Genomic DNA, 17,099 nt, shown 5'->3' on the forward strand with positions numbered 1-17,099 from the left:
AGCGAAGAAGGCAGCACCGGCGAAGAAGGCCGCTGCGAAGAAGGTTGCAGCCAAGAAGGCGCCTGCGAAGAAGGCTGCTGCCAAGAAGGCTGCGCCTGCGAAGAAGGCTGCCGCCAAGAAGGCTGCCAAGAAGGCACCTGCGAAGGCCGCTGCCGCACCTGCTGCCCCTGCTGCGCAACCGTCCGCGCCCGCAGCAACGGTCAAGACTGCCCTGAATCCGGCCGCAGCATGGCCGTTCCCGACCGGCAGCCGTCCGTAAGCAGTCCGAGACGAAGCGCGCAGGCCACATTGTTCGCGCGCTTCGTTGGCCGGGCCGGGCGGCGTCACGCGCAAGGCTCGATCCCGATCCCGTCGCTGGGTTGTCCGCGACGGGATTTTTTTCGTCTGGAGTTCGTAATAATCGAGGTCGCGGGTGCGAGTTCGTGCTCACGCCGCGCGCGGGCATGAAAAAAGGCGCATGCACAGGGGAGCACATGCGCCTGAGGTTCCGCATCCGGCGCGAGGCGCCGCTGCGGTACAGGGGAAAGCTTTAGTGCGTGACGCGCGTCACGCCGCCGCTCGAGAGCAGCCGCACGCGGTCGCCCGCGTTGAAGACTTCGCCGGTCGCCGTTTGCGTGATGGCCCGGTAGTCGCCGTTGTCGAGGCGCACGGTGACCTCGAGGCCGTCGCGCATGGCCACGCCGTTCTCGACCGCGTTGCCGGCCACGGCGCCCGCAATGCCGCCGATGATGCCAGTGACGATCGAGCCCGTGCCGCCGCCGATCTGACTGCCGGCCACCGCGCCTAGCGCACCGCCACCGATCGCGCCAAGGCCGCTAGGCTGGCCGTTGTTCGAGCTGATCTTCACCGCGCGCACGCTTTCGACCGTGGCCATGCGCACTGTTTGCTCGCGCTGCGCCTGCGAGGCCGTGTACACATCGGCGGAACTGCTGTTATAGGCACAGCCCGACAGCGCGAGCGACCCCGCGACTCCAGCTGCAACAATCAGACGACTCGTTATTTTCATTCCCGTAGCTCCAATGGGCGCCGTTCGTGTGCGGCGCCCGCGTTCAGTTCGGCAGTTCGTAGCCGAATGCCTCCTTGAACCGTTCGTTGATCTGCGCCCGCGTGGGCGCGTAGTTCTGCGGACCGAGATGCTCGATCTTGAGCGCGCCCATCAGGCTCGCGAGACGCCCCGTGGTTGCCCAGTCGAGGCCGTTCTCGATGCCGTAGAGCAGGCCGCCGCGGAAAGCGTCGCCGCAGCCGGTCGGGTCGAGCACCTGAGCGGCCTTGACCGGAGGAATCTCCTCGATCTTGCCGCCGTGGTAGATCTGCGAGCCGTGCTCGCCGCGCGTGATGATCAGCGCGTCGACATGGCTGGCGATTTCGTCGAACGACCAGCCGGTGCGATGGCTGACAAGGTTGGCTTCGTAGTCGTTGACCGCTACGTAGGTCGCAAGTTCAATTGCGCGGCGCAAAGACGCACCGTCGAAGAGCGGGAGGCCTTGACCCGGATCAAAGATAAACGGGATGCCTGCCTTCGCGAATTGCTCGACGTGCTGAACCATGCCGTCAAAGCCGTCCGGTGCGACGATGCCGAGCTTGATGCCGGGCGCTTCGTCGGCGCGGTTCAAATGTGATTGCATCATCGCGCCTGGGTGGAACGCGGTGATCTGGTTGTTCTCGAGGTCGGTCGTGATCATCGCCTGTGCGGACCACGTATCGTCGAGCACGCGCACGTGCGCCTTCGAGAGGCCGAGCGTGTCGAGGCGTTCGAGATAAGGGCGCGCGTCGGCTGCGCCGAGCGTCGCCATGATGCGCGCGTCGCCGCCGAGCAGATGCAGCGCGTACGCAATGTTGCCGGCACAGCCGCCGAACTCGCGGCGCATCGTCGGCACGAGAAAGCTCACGTTCAGGATGTGCACCTGCTCGGGCAGGATGTGCTCCCGAAAGCGACCTTCGAAGGTCATGATGTTGTCGTAGGCGAGCGAGCCGCAGATCAGCGTAGCCAAGGCGGAATTCCTGTAGGGCGTGGTAGGAGAGGGGGCGGCGCACCGGCCTGCGAATCCGACCGGAAAGCAGGCTCTGTTCGTGTGCGCCGCCGCCGGATTACTTCAGCGCGGCGAGTGCGGCGTCGTAGTTCGGTTCGTTCTTGATTTCGGTCACGCGCTCGGCGTGCAGGACGTTGTCGTTTTCGTCGAGCACGACCACAGCGCGCGCGGTCAGGCCGGTGAGCGGGCCGCTCGTCACGTCCACGCCATAGGCTTGCGCGAATTCATGGCCGCGGAAGGTCGAGGCCGTGACGACGTTGGCGATGCCTTCGGTCGTGCAGAAGCGCGAAGCGGCGAACGGCAGGTCGCCCGAAATCACGACGACGGCCGTGTTGCTCAGGCCGGCCGCGGCTTCGTTGAACTTGCGCGTCGAGGTGGCGCAGGTCGGCGTGTCGAGGCTCGGCACGATGTTCAGCACCTTGCGCTTGCCGGCGAAATCGGCGAGCGAGACAGGCTTCAGATCCTTGCCGACGAGCGAGAACGCCGGTGCCTTCTGGCCGACGCTCGGGAAGGTGCCGGCAACGTCGATCGGGTTACCGCCTAGCGTGACTTGACTCATGATGTGCTCTCCGGAAATGCATGTTGTGGTGAATGGCGCGCCCGCGCGAAGCGGGACGCCGGGAAACGCGCGGGGCACGCCAGTGCGCCCGCGCACAAACGGAACATCAGGGGTAGAAAATTTCGATGCGGAAGTTCGACGCCACCACGTCGCCCGTGTCGAGCCGCACGATCATGGTCTGCGTGGTGCGTGCGGGCAAACCGGCTTCGATGGACGTGCCGGGCGTGACGTAGTCCTGCGGCCACAGCACGCGCCGCACGACGATGTTGTTCTGCCGGTCGAGCAGCGACAACTCGATGGCGGGGTAGGCAAGCGCGACGTTAAAGCGGTTGCGCAGCGGCACCTTCAGTTCGAGGTGGTGCGGCTCGTTGTCGACCTGGCGCAGATCGGATGGCTCGACCAGCAGGCCGTCGATGTCGCGCGGCGGCAGCACCCGGCAGCCGAGCTGCGCGCACGCCTGCTGATAGAGCGGCTGCGAGTCGGGCCAGTAGACCATGACCGTTTCGCGCTGCCACCACGCGAGTTGCACGACGAGCAGCGCGAGCAGCACGATGGCGATGAGCGTGCCGAGAATGCGCCAGACGAGGCCGCGCGAGCCGCGCGGACGGGCCGGCGCTTCGCGGGTGACGGCGAATGGCGACGCGCCGTCGTTGGGGGAGAGCGCGCTGAATGCGGGTTCGGGCGCGGGTTCGCCAGCGCGAGGGCCGAGCGCGGGCTCGGGGTCGTTCATGTGAGCCGCTGCCGATGCCTCGTTGGCCGAAAAGGTGGGCTCGGTCGGGCCGCTCGTGCCCAGGTTCGGCTCGCTGCGCGTCCAGCGCGTGGCGGGCGGGAAGGGCTCGGTGGCTGCTGGTTGCTCGGGCGGCGGCACGGGTGCGGCGGCGGCGGCTGGCGCTGCTGCTGGTGTCGCTGGCGCGTGAGGTGCATCGTGCGGCGTGCGCGCAAGCGTCGGTTCGTCGTCGAAAATGATCCGCGACTCGACGCCGCGCGTGACACCAGGCGTGGCGCCAGGGGCAATGCTTGCACCTGGTAGTTTGTCGGCGTTGTATTGCAGGCGCGGATCGAGCTTGCTGTCCTGGGGCGGCGCCCACGGGTCCCACGCGCGATTCGTGAAATTGGGCGTGGCGCTCAGCTGCGGAGGCGGTTCTTGCGACGGCGCTGCAGCTGCAGGCTGACTCGCCTCCGCACGCTCGACATCGGCTTGCTGGGAAATCGGCTGTGATACAGGCGGTGACGCGGACTGCGGCGCAAACTGTGAATCGCGTTGTGAATCGGATTGTGAGCCGGGCTCTAAAGCAGGCTGCGCAACAAACTGTGAAGCAACGTGTGAAGCGACATGCGAAGCAGGCTCCGATGGCGGCGAGGTCAGGCTGGCCGCGATCTCGGCAGCAACGGGCACGGCGCGCGTGAAGTCGCCGCCTTCGGGCATCTCGTACAAACTGCCCGACGCATCGAACGCTTCCTGACAATGTCCGCAACGCACGAGGCCGCGCCGCACGGCAAGCTGCGTGGGCTGGATGCGGAATACGGTTTCACAGAAGGGGCAGCGCGTTGCCAGAAGCATGTGGGCCGAAGATCTGGGTAGACCGGAGGATTGGTGATACCCGCATTCTACTGGCAATCCACCGCAGCCTACGACTTCGGTCATGCCGCTTGGGGCGCGATCAGGCTCGCGTGAGCCTGATCGAAACGCGAAGGGATTATGCGCGGCGCGTGCCCGCGAGGCAGACCCAGCCTTCGTGTTCGCGCCAGACCGAGATGTCGATCCACTGCGCGTACACCTGCGCGACTTCCTCGGCTTGGCGCGCGAGAATGCCCGAAAGTGCGATGCGTCCGCCCGGCTTCACGCGCGAGGAGAGCATCGAGGCCATCAGCTTGAGCGGATTCGACAGAATGTTGGCGACGACGACGTCGAACTCGCCGGCGGGGCAATCGTCGGGCAGGCCATACGTGACCTCCGCGCGGTTGCGCTCGCTGTTATGGCGCGCCGACTCGACGGCCTGCGGGTCGATGTCGATGCCGATCACCGGATTCGCACCGCACTTCTTCGCGAGGATCGCGAGAATGCCCGAGCCGCAGCCGTAGTCGAGCAGCGAATTGCCGGGCTGCACGTGCTGTTCGAGCCATTCCATGCACAAACGCGTGGTGGGATGGCTGCCCGTGCCGAACGCGAGGCCAGGGTCCAGTTCGAGCACGAGCGCGTTCGGGTCCGGTGCATCGTGCCACGACGGCACGACCCAGATGCGCTCACCGATCTGGATCGGGTCGAACTGCGATTGCGTCAAACGCACCCAGTCCTGCTCCTCGACTTCGCGCAGCGAGAACTTCGGCGTTTCAGTCAGCCCCAGCTCGTTCGAAGCGGCCGCGAGCAGCACGGCGGGATCCTGATCGGCGCCGATCAGCGCAATCACGCGCGAATGCTGCCACGCGGTGCGATCGGGGGTGAGGCCCGGTTCGCCAAAGAGCGGTTGCTCGTCGGGCGTGTCGGCGTCGGCGTCTTCCACCGACACCGAGAGGGCGCCAAGCTCGATCAGCGCGTCGGACAGTGCCTCCGCGCGGTTGCGATCCAGCTCGACGATCAGTTCCCGGTAGCTCATGAATTACGCTTCGTCCTTCTTCACTGCCTGACGTTCGGCCAGGCGGCTTTCGAGGTAGTGAATGCTCGTGCCGCCCTCGACGAACTTCGCGTCGAGCATCAGCTCGCGGTGCAGCGGGATGTTGGTCTGAATGCCTTCGACCACCATTTCCGAGAGCGCGATGCGCATACGCTGAATGGCCTGCTCGCGCGTGGCGCCGTAGGTGATCAGCTTGCCGATCATCGAATCATAGTTCGGCGGCACGAAATAGCCATTGTAGGCGTGCGAGTCAACACGCACGCCAGGACCACCCGGCATGTGCCACGACGTGAGACGGCCCGGCGACGGCGTGAACTTGAACGGATCTTCCGCGTTGATACGGCACTCGATCGCATGGCCCTTCAACTGAATGTCGCGCTGACGGAACGAGAGCTTCTCGCCCGCGGCAATGCGAATCTGTTCCTGCACGATGTCGATGCCCGTGATCAGCTCGGTGACCGGGTGCTCGACCTGCACGCGCGTGTTCATCTCGATGAAGTAGAACTCGCCGTTTTCATACAGGAACTCGAACGTGCCCGCGCCGAGGTAGCCCATCTTCTTGCACGCATCGGCGCAACGGTCGCCGATGCGATCGAGCAGGCGGCGCGCGATGCCCGGCGCCGGCGCTTCTTCGATCACCTTCTGGTGACGGCGCTGCATGGAGCAGTCGCGCTCGCCGAGCCACACGGCGTTCTTGAACGAGTCCGCGAGAATCTGGATCTCGATGTGTCGCGGGTTCTCGAGGTACTTCTCCATGTAGACCTGCGGGTTGCCGAACGCACGGCCGGCTTCCTCACGGGTCATGTTGACCGCGTTCACGAGCGCCGCTTCCGTGTGCACGACGCGCATGCCGCGCCCGCCGCCGCCGCCCGCTGCCTTGATGATGACGGGGTAGCCGATCGCGCGCGCGATCTTCACGATTTCTTTCGGATCGTCGGGCAGTGCGCCTTCCGAGCCCGGCACGCAGGGCACGCCGGTCTTGATCATGGTCTGCTTCGCCGTGACCTTGTCGCCCATCATGCGGATCGTTTCCGGGCGCGGGCCGATGAACGTGAAGCCCGACTGCTCCACACGTTCGGCAAAGTCGGCGTTCTCGGAGAGGAAGCCGTAGCCGGGGTGGATCGCTTCTGCGTCGGTGACTTCTGCCGCGCTGATGAGCGCGGGCATGTTCAGGTAGCTCAGGTTCGAAGGCGCCGGGCCGATACAGACCGCCTCGTCGGCGAGCTTCACGTACTTGGCTTCCTTGTCGGCTTCCGAATAGACGACGACCGTCTTGACGCCGAGTTCGCGGCACGCGCGCTGAATGCGGAGCGCGATTTCGCCACGATTGGCAATGAGGATTTTTTCAAACATGGTGGGTATTCGACTCATCAAAGGGCGTCGCAAGTCATATGTGCCGACGCCTCAGAGGATCGGTCGCGTGCGTCGCCGTCATGGGGCGCCAAACGCGACAAACGCGGCGTGGCCGAACAAGAAGGCCACCGCCGCGCGCAGAAAAGCTTAGGCGATCACGTAAAGCGGCTGGCCGTATTCGACTGCCTGGCCGTTCTCGACGAGGATTTCCTTGACCACGCCAGCCGCGTCCGACTCGATCTCGTTGAGCAGCTTCATCGCTTCGATGATGCACAGCGTCTGGCCTTCCTTGACCGTGTCGCCAACCTGGACGAACGGGTCGGCGCCCGGCGACGGCGCACGGTAGAACGTGCCCACCATCGGCGAGGTCACGACGTGGCCTTGCGGCACGGCGGGCGCGGCGGGGGCCGCTGCGGCGGCTTCGCCGACGTGGCCGGGAGCGGCGAGCGGAGCGCCCATGGCCGGTGCCGCGTATTGCGCGGGGCCCGGCTGCACGTAAACGGGCGGCGCGTTCTTGACGATGCGCACCTTGCCTTCACCCTCGGTCACTTCGAGCTCCGAGATGCCCGATTCGGAGACGAGGTCGATCAGAGTCTTCAGCTTACGTAGATCCATGGTGCAGCCCCTTTTACTTTGAATACGTGAAGTGCCGGGGCGCGCGCGTCCCGACACGGGTTGTTGTTCAGGTATTGACGGTCATCCGGCGCAGGAATCAGGCCGCCGACCGGGCAGCGAGCCGGTCGAGCGCGTATTCGAGCGCGTAGAGATAACCCTTCCAGCCGAGGCCGCAAATCACACCCTCGGCCTGGTCGGAGAAATACGAATGGTGCCGGAAGGACTCGCGGCGATGCACGTTCGACAGGTGAATCTCGACGAACGGGATGCCGACGCCTGCCAGCGCATCCCGGATCGCGACGCTCGTATGCGTGTACGCGGCCGGGTTGATCAGGATGAAGTCGGTTTGCTCGGTGCGGGCCGACTGGATGCGGTCGACCAGCGCGCCTTCGTGGTTGCTCTGGAAGGTCGCGAGTTCGACGCCGGCGTCCGCCGCGCGGTCCGAGAGCGCCTGATCGATCTGCGGCAGCGTCACGCGCCCATACACCTCCGGTTCCCGGGTGCCGAGAAGATTGAGGTTGGGGCCGTGCAGAACCAGCAGTCGCGTCATGGTCGCTTCTTTTTCCGTGGAATTGCGCGAACTTTAGCGCCGATTAGAGAAATTTGTCTAGTTTTCCGATAAGGGGATATGGCCCCGACTGCGCTTTGCAGCGAAGGTCTGGGCCGATCTTCAGTCAAATGGCGGGAATTCCACGGCAAAACCAGCGATACGGCGCTTAAGATCTTGTCAGACGATCCGCTGCGTCAAAGCGCGTCGAGCGTGCGCCGAAGCTCGTCCGGCTTGATTTGTCCTAATTTTGTCGCACGAACGGCGCCGTTCGCGTCGATTACCACCGTGTAAGGTAAGCCACCCGCGTTGTTGCCGAACGCGCGCGCGACGTCCGCGCCGCCGAAACCGGCGATGTAGATCGGGTAATCGACGGGGACCTTCTTGAGGAACGTCTTGATATTCGCCGCCGAGTCCACACCCACGCCGACGAACTGAATGCCCTTCTTCGCGTATTCACGCTGGAGCGCGGAAAGCTCCGGCATCTCCTCGACGCACGGACCGCACCACGAGGCCCAGAAGTTGACCACGATGGGCTGGCCCTTGTAGATGGCGAGCGATTGCGCCTTGCCGTCCGGGTTCGTGACCGCCGCCGACCAGAGCTGGTTGACCGCATTCTGCTTGCCGCTCGCCGAGGTGGCATTGCTGCTCACCGAGGCCGCGTCGGCCACGCCGGCGCTGCCGCTCGTGGCCCAGTGCCCAGCCAGTATGCCGCCGCCTGCGGCGATTGCCGCCACTGCCACGCCGGCCAGAATCCGCTTCGTATTCATCGCTGCCGCTTTCAGGTTGTGGAAGAAGTGGCGCCGCTCTCGTCGATCAGCGCCTGGAGGGCCTGCGCGTTGGCGCGTGGCAGCCTGCCACGCGCGTCGGCGCGCACGGCGCCGCGCAAGTCGTCCGTATTGTAGAGCGCAACGTGGATGCCCACCGGCTCCTCGGCGCGTGACGGCCGCCACATGAAGCTGAGCGTTTCCACGAAGCCGCGCGCCGCGAAATGGCGCGTTTCCGACACGTCGTACTGCACATTCGCATTCAGGAGCCAGATCGCGACATCCTTCGCGTTGTCACAAAAAATCTGCAGATGGATGTCGGAGTGCTCGCCCGCCGTGCCGTTGAGTACCGCGCCGGTCAGGAACGGATTGAACGGCTGGAGCCGCTGCATCCATTCGAGCGCGATTTCGCGCAGGCGGCGCAGCACCGCGGGCTGGCTGTCGCTCTGAAAGAGGGCCTGATATTCGCGGATCTCTTCCTCGATCTGGTCGTTGTCGGGCAGCCAGGTGCCTTCGATACGCGTTTCCCCCACCACCTGCCGGGCTGCCTTGCGTTTGGCGGTGGCGTAGTCGAGGCCGTCCTCGGCAATCATCCTTGCTGCCGCGATGGCGATTTCCTCGCGCACGCGCTGGGGATCGAAATGTGATCTGCGAACCATCCTTCAATGATACTAGAGATCGCCCTGGGCTCCGGGCACTGGCCATTGAGCCGCGCCCGCTGTCGGGTGCGCCAGGGATTTTCCGTCGGTGGACGGGCCGAGGTCGAGCCAATAGGGCTCGGGGCCTCGGGTACAATACCGGTCTTTGCTGCGGCGGCGCAGGACTGCCGCCGTTCCAGCTTCTGCATCCTTCAACCCGATCAATCCGATCGACGCGTTCACGACGCCCGCGCGGCGCGACAGGCTTATGCACATCCATATCCTCGGCATCTGCGGCACGTTCATGGGCGGACTCGCGGTGCTCGCGCGCAGCGCGGGCCACACGGTGACCGGCTGCGACGCCGGCGTATACCCGCCGATGAGCACCCAGCTCGAAGCACAGGGTATCCGCCTCATCGAGGGTTACGACGCGAGCCAGACCGAACTGAATCCCGATCTCTATGTGATCGGCAACGTGGTCACGCGCGGCAACCCGCTGATGGAAGAGATCCTCAATCGCGGCTTGCCGTACACGTCGGGTCCGCAGTGGCTCGGCGAGCACGTGCTGCGCGACAAGTGGGTGCTCGCGGTGGCGGGCACGCACGGCAAGACCACCACGAGCTCGATGCTCACGTGGCTGCTCGAAGACGCTGGCTTGAACCCCGGTTTCCTGATCGGCGGCGTGCCGCTGAACTTCGGCGTGTCGGCGCGCCTGACCGACTCGAGCTTCTTCGTGATCGAAGCCGACGAGTACGACACGGCGTTCTTCGACAAGCGCTCGAAGTTCGTTCATTACCGTCCGCGCACGGCGCTGCTCAACAACCTCGAATTCGATCACGCCGACATCTTCCCCGATCTCGCCGCAATCGAAACGCAGTTCCATCACCTCGTGCGCACGATTCCTGGCGTGGGCCGCATCGTCACGAATGGCCGTTCGGATGCGCTCGAGCGCGTGCTCACGCGCGGCGTGTGGAGCGACGTGGAGCGCTTCGGCGTGGACGGCGGCTGGCAGGCGCTGCCCGCGGAAGACGGCGTGGCCGTGGACGAGCGCTTCGCCGTGTATCACAACAGCGAGCGCGTGGGCGTGGTGGACTGGCAGATCCAGGGCGAACACAACCGCCTGAACGCGCTCGCCGCCATTGCCGCCGCACGCAGCGTGGGCGTGCCGCCCGCGCAGGCTGCGGCTTCGCTTGGCACGTTCCGCAACGTGAAGCGCCGCATGGAAGTGCGCGGGAGCGTGGACGGCGTGACGGTCTACGACGACTTCGCGCACCATCCCACGGCCATCGAAACGACGATCGCCGGCCTGCGTACACGCGTCGGACACAAGAACACGCGCATCCTCGCCGTGCTCGAGCCGCGCTCGAACACGATGAAGCTCGGTGTGATGAAGGCGCAACTGCCTGCCAGTCTCGCCGACGCCGACCTCGTGTTCGGCTACGGCGCCCCGAGCGGCAAAGATGCGCTCGGCTGGGATCTCGCGGGTGCACTCGCGCCGCTCGGCGAAAAGGCCCGCGCGTACCACGATCTCGAAGCGCTCGTGAAGGCGGTCGCCGCGGCGGCGCGCCCCGGCGACCAGGTGCTCGTGATGAGCAACGGCGGCTTCGGCGGCGTGCATCAAAAGCTGCTCGATGCCCTTTCGGTACGGAGCGCGGCGTGATCGTCTATCTGCACGGCTTTCGTTCGTCGCCCCAGTCGTTCAAGGCGCGCCTGCTCGCGGCGCGCATGGCTGAGCTGGGCCGCAGCGGCGAATGGCTGTGCCCGACGCTGCCGGTTTCGCCGCAGGAGGCGATTGCGCTCGCCGAGCAGGACATCGGCGCGCAGTTGAAGCCGGGCGAGCGCGTCACGCTCATCGGCAGTTCGCTTGGCGGCTACTTCGCCACGCATCTCGCGGAAAAGCACGGCTGGCGCGCCGCGCTGCTGAACCCCGCCGTGGTGCCCGACCGCGATCTGTCGAAGTATCTCGGCGAGCAGCCGCTCTGGCACGGCGGCGGCAGCATCGTCGTCGAACCGCGCCATCTGGAAGAGTTGCGTGCGCTGGCCGTCGCGAGGGTGACGCAGCCCGCGCGCTACTATTTGATGGCCGCGACCGGCGACGAAGTGCTCGATTACCGCGAGATGCTCGCGCATTATCCAGGTGTGCCCACACACCTGATCGAAGGCAGCGATCATGGCATCAGCGAGTTCGCCGATTACGTCGACGAAGTGATCCGTTTCTGCGACGCCGCTTGATGCGTGCGAACGCCTATATCTATATGTATACAGCACCGCCCGCGCGCCGCGCCGGCGGTCGAAGCAAGTCTGAACGAGAGTATTGAGTGAACGTTTTCTTTGAGGAATCGGGCAGTTTCAAGGCCGGCAGCGTGCTGTCGCGTCAGGGCGACGCGTTCCAGGTCGAACTGCCCGGCGGGCGGCGCGCCAAGGTGCGCGCGAAAGACGTGCTGATCGAGTTCGAGAAGCCCGCAGCAAGCGAACTGCTGGAGCAGGCGGATGCCGCTGCCGAGGAGATCGATCTCGACTTCCTCTGGGAGTGCGCGCCCGCAGAGGAATTCGCCTACACGGCGCTGGCGAGCGAGTACTTCGGCGAAACGTATGGCCCTGTCGAACGCGCCGCGCTCGTGCTGCGCCTGCACGGTTCGCCCGTGTACTTCCGCCGCAAGGGCCGCGGCCAGTATCAGCGCGCGCCTGAAGAGCAGCTCAAGATGGCGCTGGCCTCGCTCGAGCGCAAGCGTCAGCAGGCGCTGGTTCAGGCCGGTTACGAAGATGAGCTGAAGGCGGGCGGGTTGCCCGAAGCGTTCAAGGGCAAGGCACTCGGACTCCTCACGAAGCCCGACAAGAATTCGATCGAATACAAGGCGCTCGAAGCGGCGGCGGCCGCGCGCGGCATTTCGATGCCGCGCCTTATGCTCGAATGCGGCGGTATTGCTTCGCCGCGCGCGCTGCACGAGGCGCGCTTCCTCGCGGACTTCTTCCCGCACGGTACGGGCTTCCCGCCCGTCGAAGTGGGCACGCTGCCCGAGGATCTGCCCACTGCCGCCGAGCATGTGCAGGCTTTCTCGATCGACGACGTCACGACGACCGAAATCGACGACGCGTTTTCCATCGAGCATCTGGCTGACGGCCGCGTGCGCATCGGCATTCACATCGCGGCGCCGGCGCTTGGCATCCAGCGCGGCGACACGGCGGATACGATCGCGCGCACGCGTCTTTCGACGGTCTACATGCCCGGCGACAAGATCACGATGCTGCCCGACGATTTCGTCGACGCCTTCACGCTCAAGGAAGGCGGCCTGCGCCCGGCGCTTTCGCTCTACTGCATCGTGAACCGCGAGACGCAGGAGATCGTCGCGACCGAAACGCGCGCCGAGCGCGTGTTCGTGAAGAACAATCTGCGTCACAACACGCTCGACGAGGTCGTGACCGAAGAGACGCTCGCGGCGGGCACGGGCGAGTATGCGCACAAGGACGACATCGCCGTGCTGTGGCCGTTCGCGCAGGCGCTGTTCGAGAAGCGCCAGCAGGCGCGCGCGGGTTACGGTCTGCGCCGCGAAGTGCAGCGCAACACCGACTTCAACTTCTACGTGGAAGGCGAGCATGTGACCATCTCGCCGCGCCGGCGCGGCTCGCCGCTCGACATGATCGTCGCGGAACTGGCGATTCTCGCGAACTCCACGTGGGGCGCCTTCCTGCACGATCATGGCGTGCCGGGCATCTATCGCTCGCAGCGTGCGTTCGGCGCGCCGAGCGGCCCCAAGCGCACGCGCATGCAGACCAACGCCGCGCCGCACGAAGGTCTCGGCGTCGCGCAGTATGCGTGGAGCACCTCGCCGCTGCGCCGCTATGTGGACCTCGTGAACCAGTGGCAGTTGCTCGCGTGCGTGGAGCATGGCGTGGCCGCCAAGCTCGTCGCGCCGTTCAAGCCCAAGGACGCCGATCTGTTCGCCGTCGTGCAGGGCTTCGACGAGACCTACACCGCTTACGCCGACCATCAGCGCCGCATGGAGTACTTCTGGTGCCTGCGCTGGCTCCAGCAGGAAATGCGCGGAGAGGGCGGTGGCGAGCCGCGCCGCGAATTCCCGGCGAGCGTGGTGAAGGACGACCTCGTGCGCTTTGAAGAAGTGCCGCTGCTCATGCATGTGCCCGCGCTTGGCGTACACGCGCGCGGTACGCGTTTGATGATGGAAGTGCTGTCGATCGACGAGCTGACCATCGAGGCTTCGGTGCGCATGCTGCGCGTGCTCGACGCGCCCGTCGTGACGAGCGGCGAGCAGGCGGAAGAGGATGCGGGCGAAGACGAAGAATTGATCGAAGCCGCCGACGAGTCCGCGCAAAGCGAAGCGGAAGCCGTCGCGGAAGCGGGCGAAGCCGAAGACGAAGCGGCAAGCGATGCGCCCGCGGCAGAAGAACAATCGAGCGAACAGCACGCCACGGAGCCGCGCGCATGAGCGTTAGCGAATCGAAGCCCGTTGTGCACGCCGACCGTTACGCCGTTGTCGGCAACCCGGTGGCGCACAGCAAGTCGCCGTACATCCACGCGCAGTTTGCGCTGCAAACCGGCGAGCGCGTCGAATACGACCGTCTGCTCGCACCGCTCGACGGTTTCGTCGAGCACGTGCAGGCATTTCACGCAGCGGGCGGACGCGGCCTGAACGTGACCGTGCCGTTCAAGCTGGAAGCGCACGCGCTGGCGCACAAGCTCTCGCCGCGCGCGGCGGCGGCGGGTGCGGTGAACACGCTGCGCTTCGACGCGGACGGCATCTTCGGCGACAACACCGACGGCTTCGGCCTCGTGCGCGACATCGAGGTGAACCTCGGTGTTTCGCTCGAAGGCGCGCGCGTGCTGCTGCTTGGCGCGGGCGGCGCGGCGCGCGGCGTCGTGCTGCCGATGCTCGAGCGCCGTCCGCGCGAGATCACGATCGTGAACCGCACGGCGCCCAAGGCGCACGCGCTCATCGAGCAGTTCGCAGGCGCGGCGGGCGAGTTTGGAACTCTGCTGAACGGCGGAGGCCCGCAAGCCGTTGACCCCAAGCCCTACGACGTGATCGTGAATGCGACGGCGGGCAGTCTCGATGCAGCGTTGCCCGAGTGCGACGAACGCGCGTTCGGCCCGGGCACGCTTGCCTACGACATGATGTACGGCGCGCAGCCCACCGTGTTCATGCGCCATGCGCAGGCACTCGGCGCGCGCGCGGCTGACGGCCTCGGCATGCTCGTCGAGCAGGCCGCCGAGTCGTTCTTCGTATGGCGCGGCGTGCGGCCCGAGGGCGCACCGGTGCTGGCGGCATTGCGTGCGCAGTTGGCCGCGCAGGCCGCGTAACGCCGGGCGCCGCTCGTACAACACGGAGACGACGCCATGCGCAGGCAAGCCATCGGTGCGCAAGCCGCGGCACTCGCGAGCGGCAGCGGGCGGCGCGCGCAGTCCCGTAACCGTCCCGGCGCGCGGCGCTGGATCGTCTGGATCGTTTCGGTGTTCGCGATTGCGTGGGTCGCCACGCAACTCTTCTACTTCGCGCAGATCGCGCTGTGGAACTTCGTCGATCCGCAATCGACGGCGTTCATGCGCACCGACGCCGCGCGGCTTTCCGCCGAGCGGCCCGGTCTGTCGATCCAGCACGAGTGGGTGCCGTACGACCAGATTTCGCGCAACCTGAAGCGCGCGATCATTGCGTCCGAGGACGCGAACTTCGTCAACAACAACGGCTACGAAACCGACGCCATCCTCCAGGCGTGGGAGAAGAACAAGAAGCGCGGCCATATCGTGCGTGGCGGCTCGACCATCACGCAGCAACTCGCGCGCAACCTGTTCCTCTCGCGCGAGCAAAGCTATATCCGAAAAGGTCAGGAGTTCATCATCACGTGGATGCTGCAGGCGCTGCTCGACAAGGAGCGCATCTTCGAGATCTATCTGAATTCGGTGGAGTGGGGCAATGGCGTGTACGGCGCGCAAGCCGCCGCGCGTTACTACTACCGCACGACGGCGACGAAGCTCACGCCGTGGCAGTCGGCGCGGCTTGCGGTGATGCTGCCGCGTCCCAAGTACTTCGACGAGCATCGCAACTCGGCGTATCTCGCGCAGCGCACGGCAGTGATCGCGCGGCGCATGGGGGCGGCTGAGTTGCCGCATTGACGCCCGCTGGTCCTCCAATGAAAAACGCGCCGCATTTGCGGCGCGTTTTGCTTTCTACAGGGTGCTTCGATGTCGCGCTTACTGGCGCGCGAGCCGCGCGTTATCCGGCATCGGCATGTTGAAGTTGGTGCGAAACGGATTGATGTCGAGGCCGCCGCGCCGCGTGTAGCGCGCGTAGACGGCGAGCCGGTCCGGTTTGCACTCGCGCAGGATGTCCATGAAGATGCGCTCGGCGCACTGCTCGTGAAAGCCCGTGTGATTGCGATACGAGATGATGTAGCGCAAGAGGCCCGCCTGATCGATCTGCGGCCCGACGTAGTGGATCTGCACGCTGCCCCAGTCGGGCTGGCCCGTCACCGGGCAGTTCGACTTGAGCAGATTCGAGATCAGCGTTTCCTCGACCGGCGCTTCGTCGAAAGCCGCTTTCAGGAGCGTCGGCTCCGGGTGATAAATCTCCGTGTCGAGATCGAGGCGATCGAGCGAGAGGCCGTCGAATTCCTCGAACGGGATCTTGCCGAACGCGCCAGGCTGCTCGAGCCTCACCGAAACCGATGCGCCGCAAGCCGCCGTCACGTCACGCTTGATCGTGTCGCGCACCACGTCGGCCGATTCGAACGGCGTTTGCGCGAACGAACCCAGATACAGCTTGAACGACTTCGATTCGATGATGTTCGGCGAATCGGCGGGAATGAAGAACGTCGCGATCGCGATCTGCGGCTTGCCGCGCGCGTTGAGCCACGAAAGCTCGTAGGCATTCCAGATGTCGCTGCCGAAGAAGGGCAGTTGCGCGCCAATGCCGATCTGCTCGCGCGCGGCGGCACGCGGGATCGGGAACAGGAGCGAGGCGTCGTATTGCTCGGTGTAGGTGGAGGCCTTGCCGAGCGGAGATTGGTCGGGAGTCATGATGCGTTGGCTTCGGTAGCGAGATTGGTCACGCCGCTTGCCACGTGCCCGGTGGCCGTGACCGAGCGCGCGGATTCGCAGGTGCGGATCTGGTCGTCGAAGAAAAAATCGGGTTCGAACTCGCGCAGGAACGGGCCTTTGTCGAGTCCGCCAAGGAACATCGCTTCGTCGATCTCGATGTTCCAGGCCATCAGCGTACGGATTGCGCGCTCGTGCGCGGGCGCGGAGCGCGCAGTGACGAGGGCGGTGCGGATGCGCATTTGCGCGTTCGCGTCGGCGAGCTTCTGCAGACGGTTGAGCGCTGCCAGCAGCGGCTGCAGCGGGCCTTGCGCGAGCGGCAGTTCGCGGTTGTCGCGCTCGTGGCTCACGAAGGCGGAAAGGCCCTTGCTCTGGAAGATCTGCTCGGCTTCATCGGAAAACAGCACCGCATCGCCGTCGAACGCGATGCGAATCTCGTGCGCGTTGCGTTCCGCCATTGTCGCCGATTCCGGAAAGACGCGTGCGGCGGGGAAGCCGGCGTCGAGCGCGCTCTTCACGTCCGCCGGGTTCGCGGAGAGAAAGAGCGACGCGTTGAGCGGCTTGAGGTAGTGCCAGGGCTCGCGCCCGCGCGTGAACACACCGCGCTGGATGTCGAGCCCGTGCTCGCGGCACGAACTGAACGCGCGCAAGCCGCTGATGGGATCGCTGCGCGAAAGGATCACGACTTCCACATGATGCGCGCCGTTGTTGAGCGCGAGCAGCTTGCGAATGAGCGCGAACGCCACGCCCGGCCGCGCGGGCACGGTCAGGCGCTCGCGCTGTAGCGCCTCGTAGGCTTGCAGGTCGCCGCCCTCGAACACGTGGTTTTCCTCCTCGAAATCGAAGAGGGCCCGCGACGAAATGGCGACGACGAGTTTGTCGGAAAGCGAAACGGACACGATGGCGGCCAGTTAGGCGAGGAAGAGCCGG

General features: G+C 65.7%; 18 protein-coding genes. 6 read left to right on the plus strand and 12 right to left on the minus strand.

Going from position 1 to position 17,099, the window contains the following annotated elements; translation table 11 throughout:
• Positions 1-259, plus strand: a 259-nt coding sequence (locus U5A58_RS39710; RefSeq protein WP_321965366.1) for a hypothetical protein, incomplete at its 5' end; no start/stop codon positions are given.
• A gap of 270 nt (positions 260-529) precedes the next feature.
• Here U5A58_RS39710 and U5A58_RS39715 read toward each other — a convergent pair.
• The 10 genes from U5A58_RS39715 to U5A58_RS39760 form a co-directional block, all read right to left on the minus strand.
• The gene (locus U5A58_RS39715) at positions 530-1,006 is read right to left on the minus strand and encodes a glycine zipper 2TM domain-containing protein (RefSeq protein ID WP_321965367.1); all 477 of its coding nucleotides are present in this window, start codon (positions 1,004-1,006) and stop codon (positions 530-532) included.
• 43 nt (positions 1,007-1,049) lie between these two features.
• Entirely contained in the window at positions 1,050-1,991 is a 942-nt protein-coding gene (locus U5A58_RS39720; RefSeq protein WP_321916739.1) for a carbohydrate kinase family protein, read from the minus strand.
• Positions 1,992-2,088: 97 nt separating this feature from the next.
• A complete protein-coding gene (gene tpx / locus U5A58_RS39725) occupies positions 2,089-2,589 on the minus strand; it encodes a thiol peroxidase (protein ID WP_321965368.1) in 501 nt (166 codons plus the stop codon).
• A gap of 106 nt (positions 2,590-2,695) precedes the next feature.
• A complete protein-coding gene (locus U5A58_RS39730; RefSeq protein WP_321965369.1) occupies positions 2,696-4,150 on the minus strand; it encodes a zinc-ribbon and DUF3426 domain-containing protein in 1,455 nt (484 codons plus the stop codon).
• Positions 4,151-4,286: 136 nt separating this feature from the next.
• Complete coding sequence (prmA, locus tag U5A58_RS39735) at positions 4,287-5,183, minus strand: 50S ribosomal protein L11 methyltransferase (protein WP_321965370.1); 897 nt, start codon at positions 5,181-5,183, stop codon at positions 4,287-4,289.
• Positions 5,184-5,186: 3 nt separating this feature from the next.
• Positions 5,187-6,554 (minus strand): acetyl-CoA carboxylase biotin carboxylase subunit, encoded by a 1,368-nt coding sequence (accC, locus tag U5A58_RS39740; protein ID WP_028214031.1) that lies wholly within the window; start codon positions 6,552-6,554, stop codon positions 5,187-5,189.
• Between the two features lie 147 nt (positions 6,555-6,701).
• Entirely contained in the window at positions 6,702-7,169 is a 468-nt protein-coding gene (gene accB, locus U5A58_RS39745; RefSeq protein ID WP_321965371.1) for an acetyl-CoA carboxylase biotin carboxyl carrier protein, read from the minus strand.
• Positions 7,170-7,266: 97 nt separating this feature from the next.
• Positions 7,267-7,719: a type II 3-dehydroquinate dehydratase gene (aroQ, locus tag U5A58_RS39750; protein ID WP_042270394.1), complete on the minus strand. Its 453-nt coding sequence runs from the start codon at positions 7,717-7,719 to the stop codon at positions 7,267-7,269.
• Between the two features lie 194 nt (positions 7,720-7,913).
• Positions 7,914-8,486, minus strand: a complete 573-nt coding sequence (locus U5A58_RS39755; protein ID WP_321965372.1) for a TlpA disulfide reductase family protein — start codon at positions 8,484-8,486, stop codon at positions 7,914-7,916.
• Between the two features lie 11 nt (positions 8,487-8,497).
• On the minus strand, positions 8,498-9,142 hold the full coding sequence (locus U5A58_RS39760; RefSeq protein WP_321916728.1) for a UDP-N-acetylmuramate--alanine ligase: 645 nt from the start codon (positions 9,140-9,142) through the stop codon (positions 8,498-8,500).
• 247 nt (positions 9,143-9,389) lie between these two features.
• On the opposite strand from U5A58_RS39760, the gene mpl reads away from it, so the two are divergent.
• The 5 genes from mpl (at position 9,390) to mtgA (ending at position 15,248) form a co-directional block, all read left to right on the plus strand.
• A complete protein-coding gene (gene mpl, locus U5A58_RS39765; protein ID WP_321938994.1) occupies positions 9,390-10,781 on the plus strand; it encodes a UDP-N-acetylmuramate:L-alanyl-gamma-D-glutamyl-meso-diaminopimelate ligase in 1,392 nt (463 codons plus the stop codon).
• Positions 10,778-11,353: a YqiA/YcfP family alpha/beta fold hydrolase gene (locus tag U5A58_RS39770; RefSeq protein WP_321916724.1), complete on the plus strand. Its 576-nt coding sequence runs from the start codon at positions 10,778-10,780 to the stop codon at positions 11,351-11,353. Before mpl ends, U5A58_RS39770 begins: the two co-directional genes overlap by 4 nt.
• Positions 11,354-11,439: 86 nt before the next feature.
• Positions 11,440-13,566: a ribonuclease catalytic domain-containing protein gene (locus U5A58_RS39775; RefSeq protein ID WP_321965373.1), complete on the plus strand. Its 2,127-nt coding sequence runs from the start codon at positions 11,440-11,442 to the stop codon at positions 13,564-13,566.
• Positions 13,563-14,438: a shikimate dehydrogenase gene (gene aroE / locus U5A58_RS39780; protein ID WP_321965374.1), complete on the plus strand. Its 876-nt coding sequence runs from the start codon at positions 13,563-13,565 to the stop codon at positions 14,436-14,438. The genes U5A58_RS39775 and aroE overlap by 4 nt, the downstream gene beginning before the upstream one ends.
• 36 nt (positions 14,439-14,474) lie before the next feature.
• Positions 14,475-15,248 (plus strand): monofunctional biosynthetic peptidoglycan transglycosylase, encoded by a 774-nt coding sequence (mtgA, locus tag U5A58_RS39785; RefSeq protein WP_321965375.1) that lies wholly within the window; start codon positions 14,475-14,477, stop codon positions 15,246-15,248.
• Between the two features lie 78 nt (positions 15,249-15,326).
• Here mtgA and queF read toward each other — a convergent pair whose 3' ends face one another.
• Both queF and U5A58_RS39795 read right to left on the minus strand, forming a co-directional pair.
• Positions 15,327-16,151, minus strand: a complete 825-nt coding sequence (gene queF, locus U5A58_RS39790; protein ID WP_321938989.1) for an NADPH-dependent 7-cyano-7-deazaguanine reductase QueF — start codon at positions 16,149-16,151, stop codon at positions 15,327-15,329.
• Positions 16,148-17,068, minus strand: coding sequence for a 5'-nucleotidase (locus U5A58_RS39795; RefSeq protein WP_321916715.1), 921 nt, complete (start codon positions 17,066-17,068; stop codon positions 16,148-16,150). Before U5A58_RS39795 ends, queF begins: the two co-directional genes overlap by 4 nt.
• Positions 17,069-17,099 lie beyond the last annotated feature (31 nt).

The organism is Paraburkholderia sp. J7 (assembly GCF_905220155.1).
Lineage (GTDB): Bacteria > Pseudomonadota > Gammaproteobacteria > Burkholderiales > Burkholderiaceae > Paraburkholderia.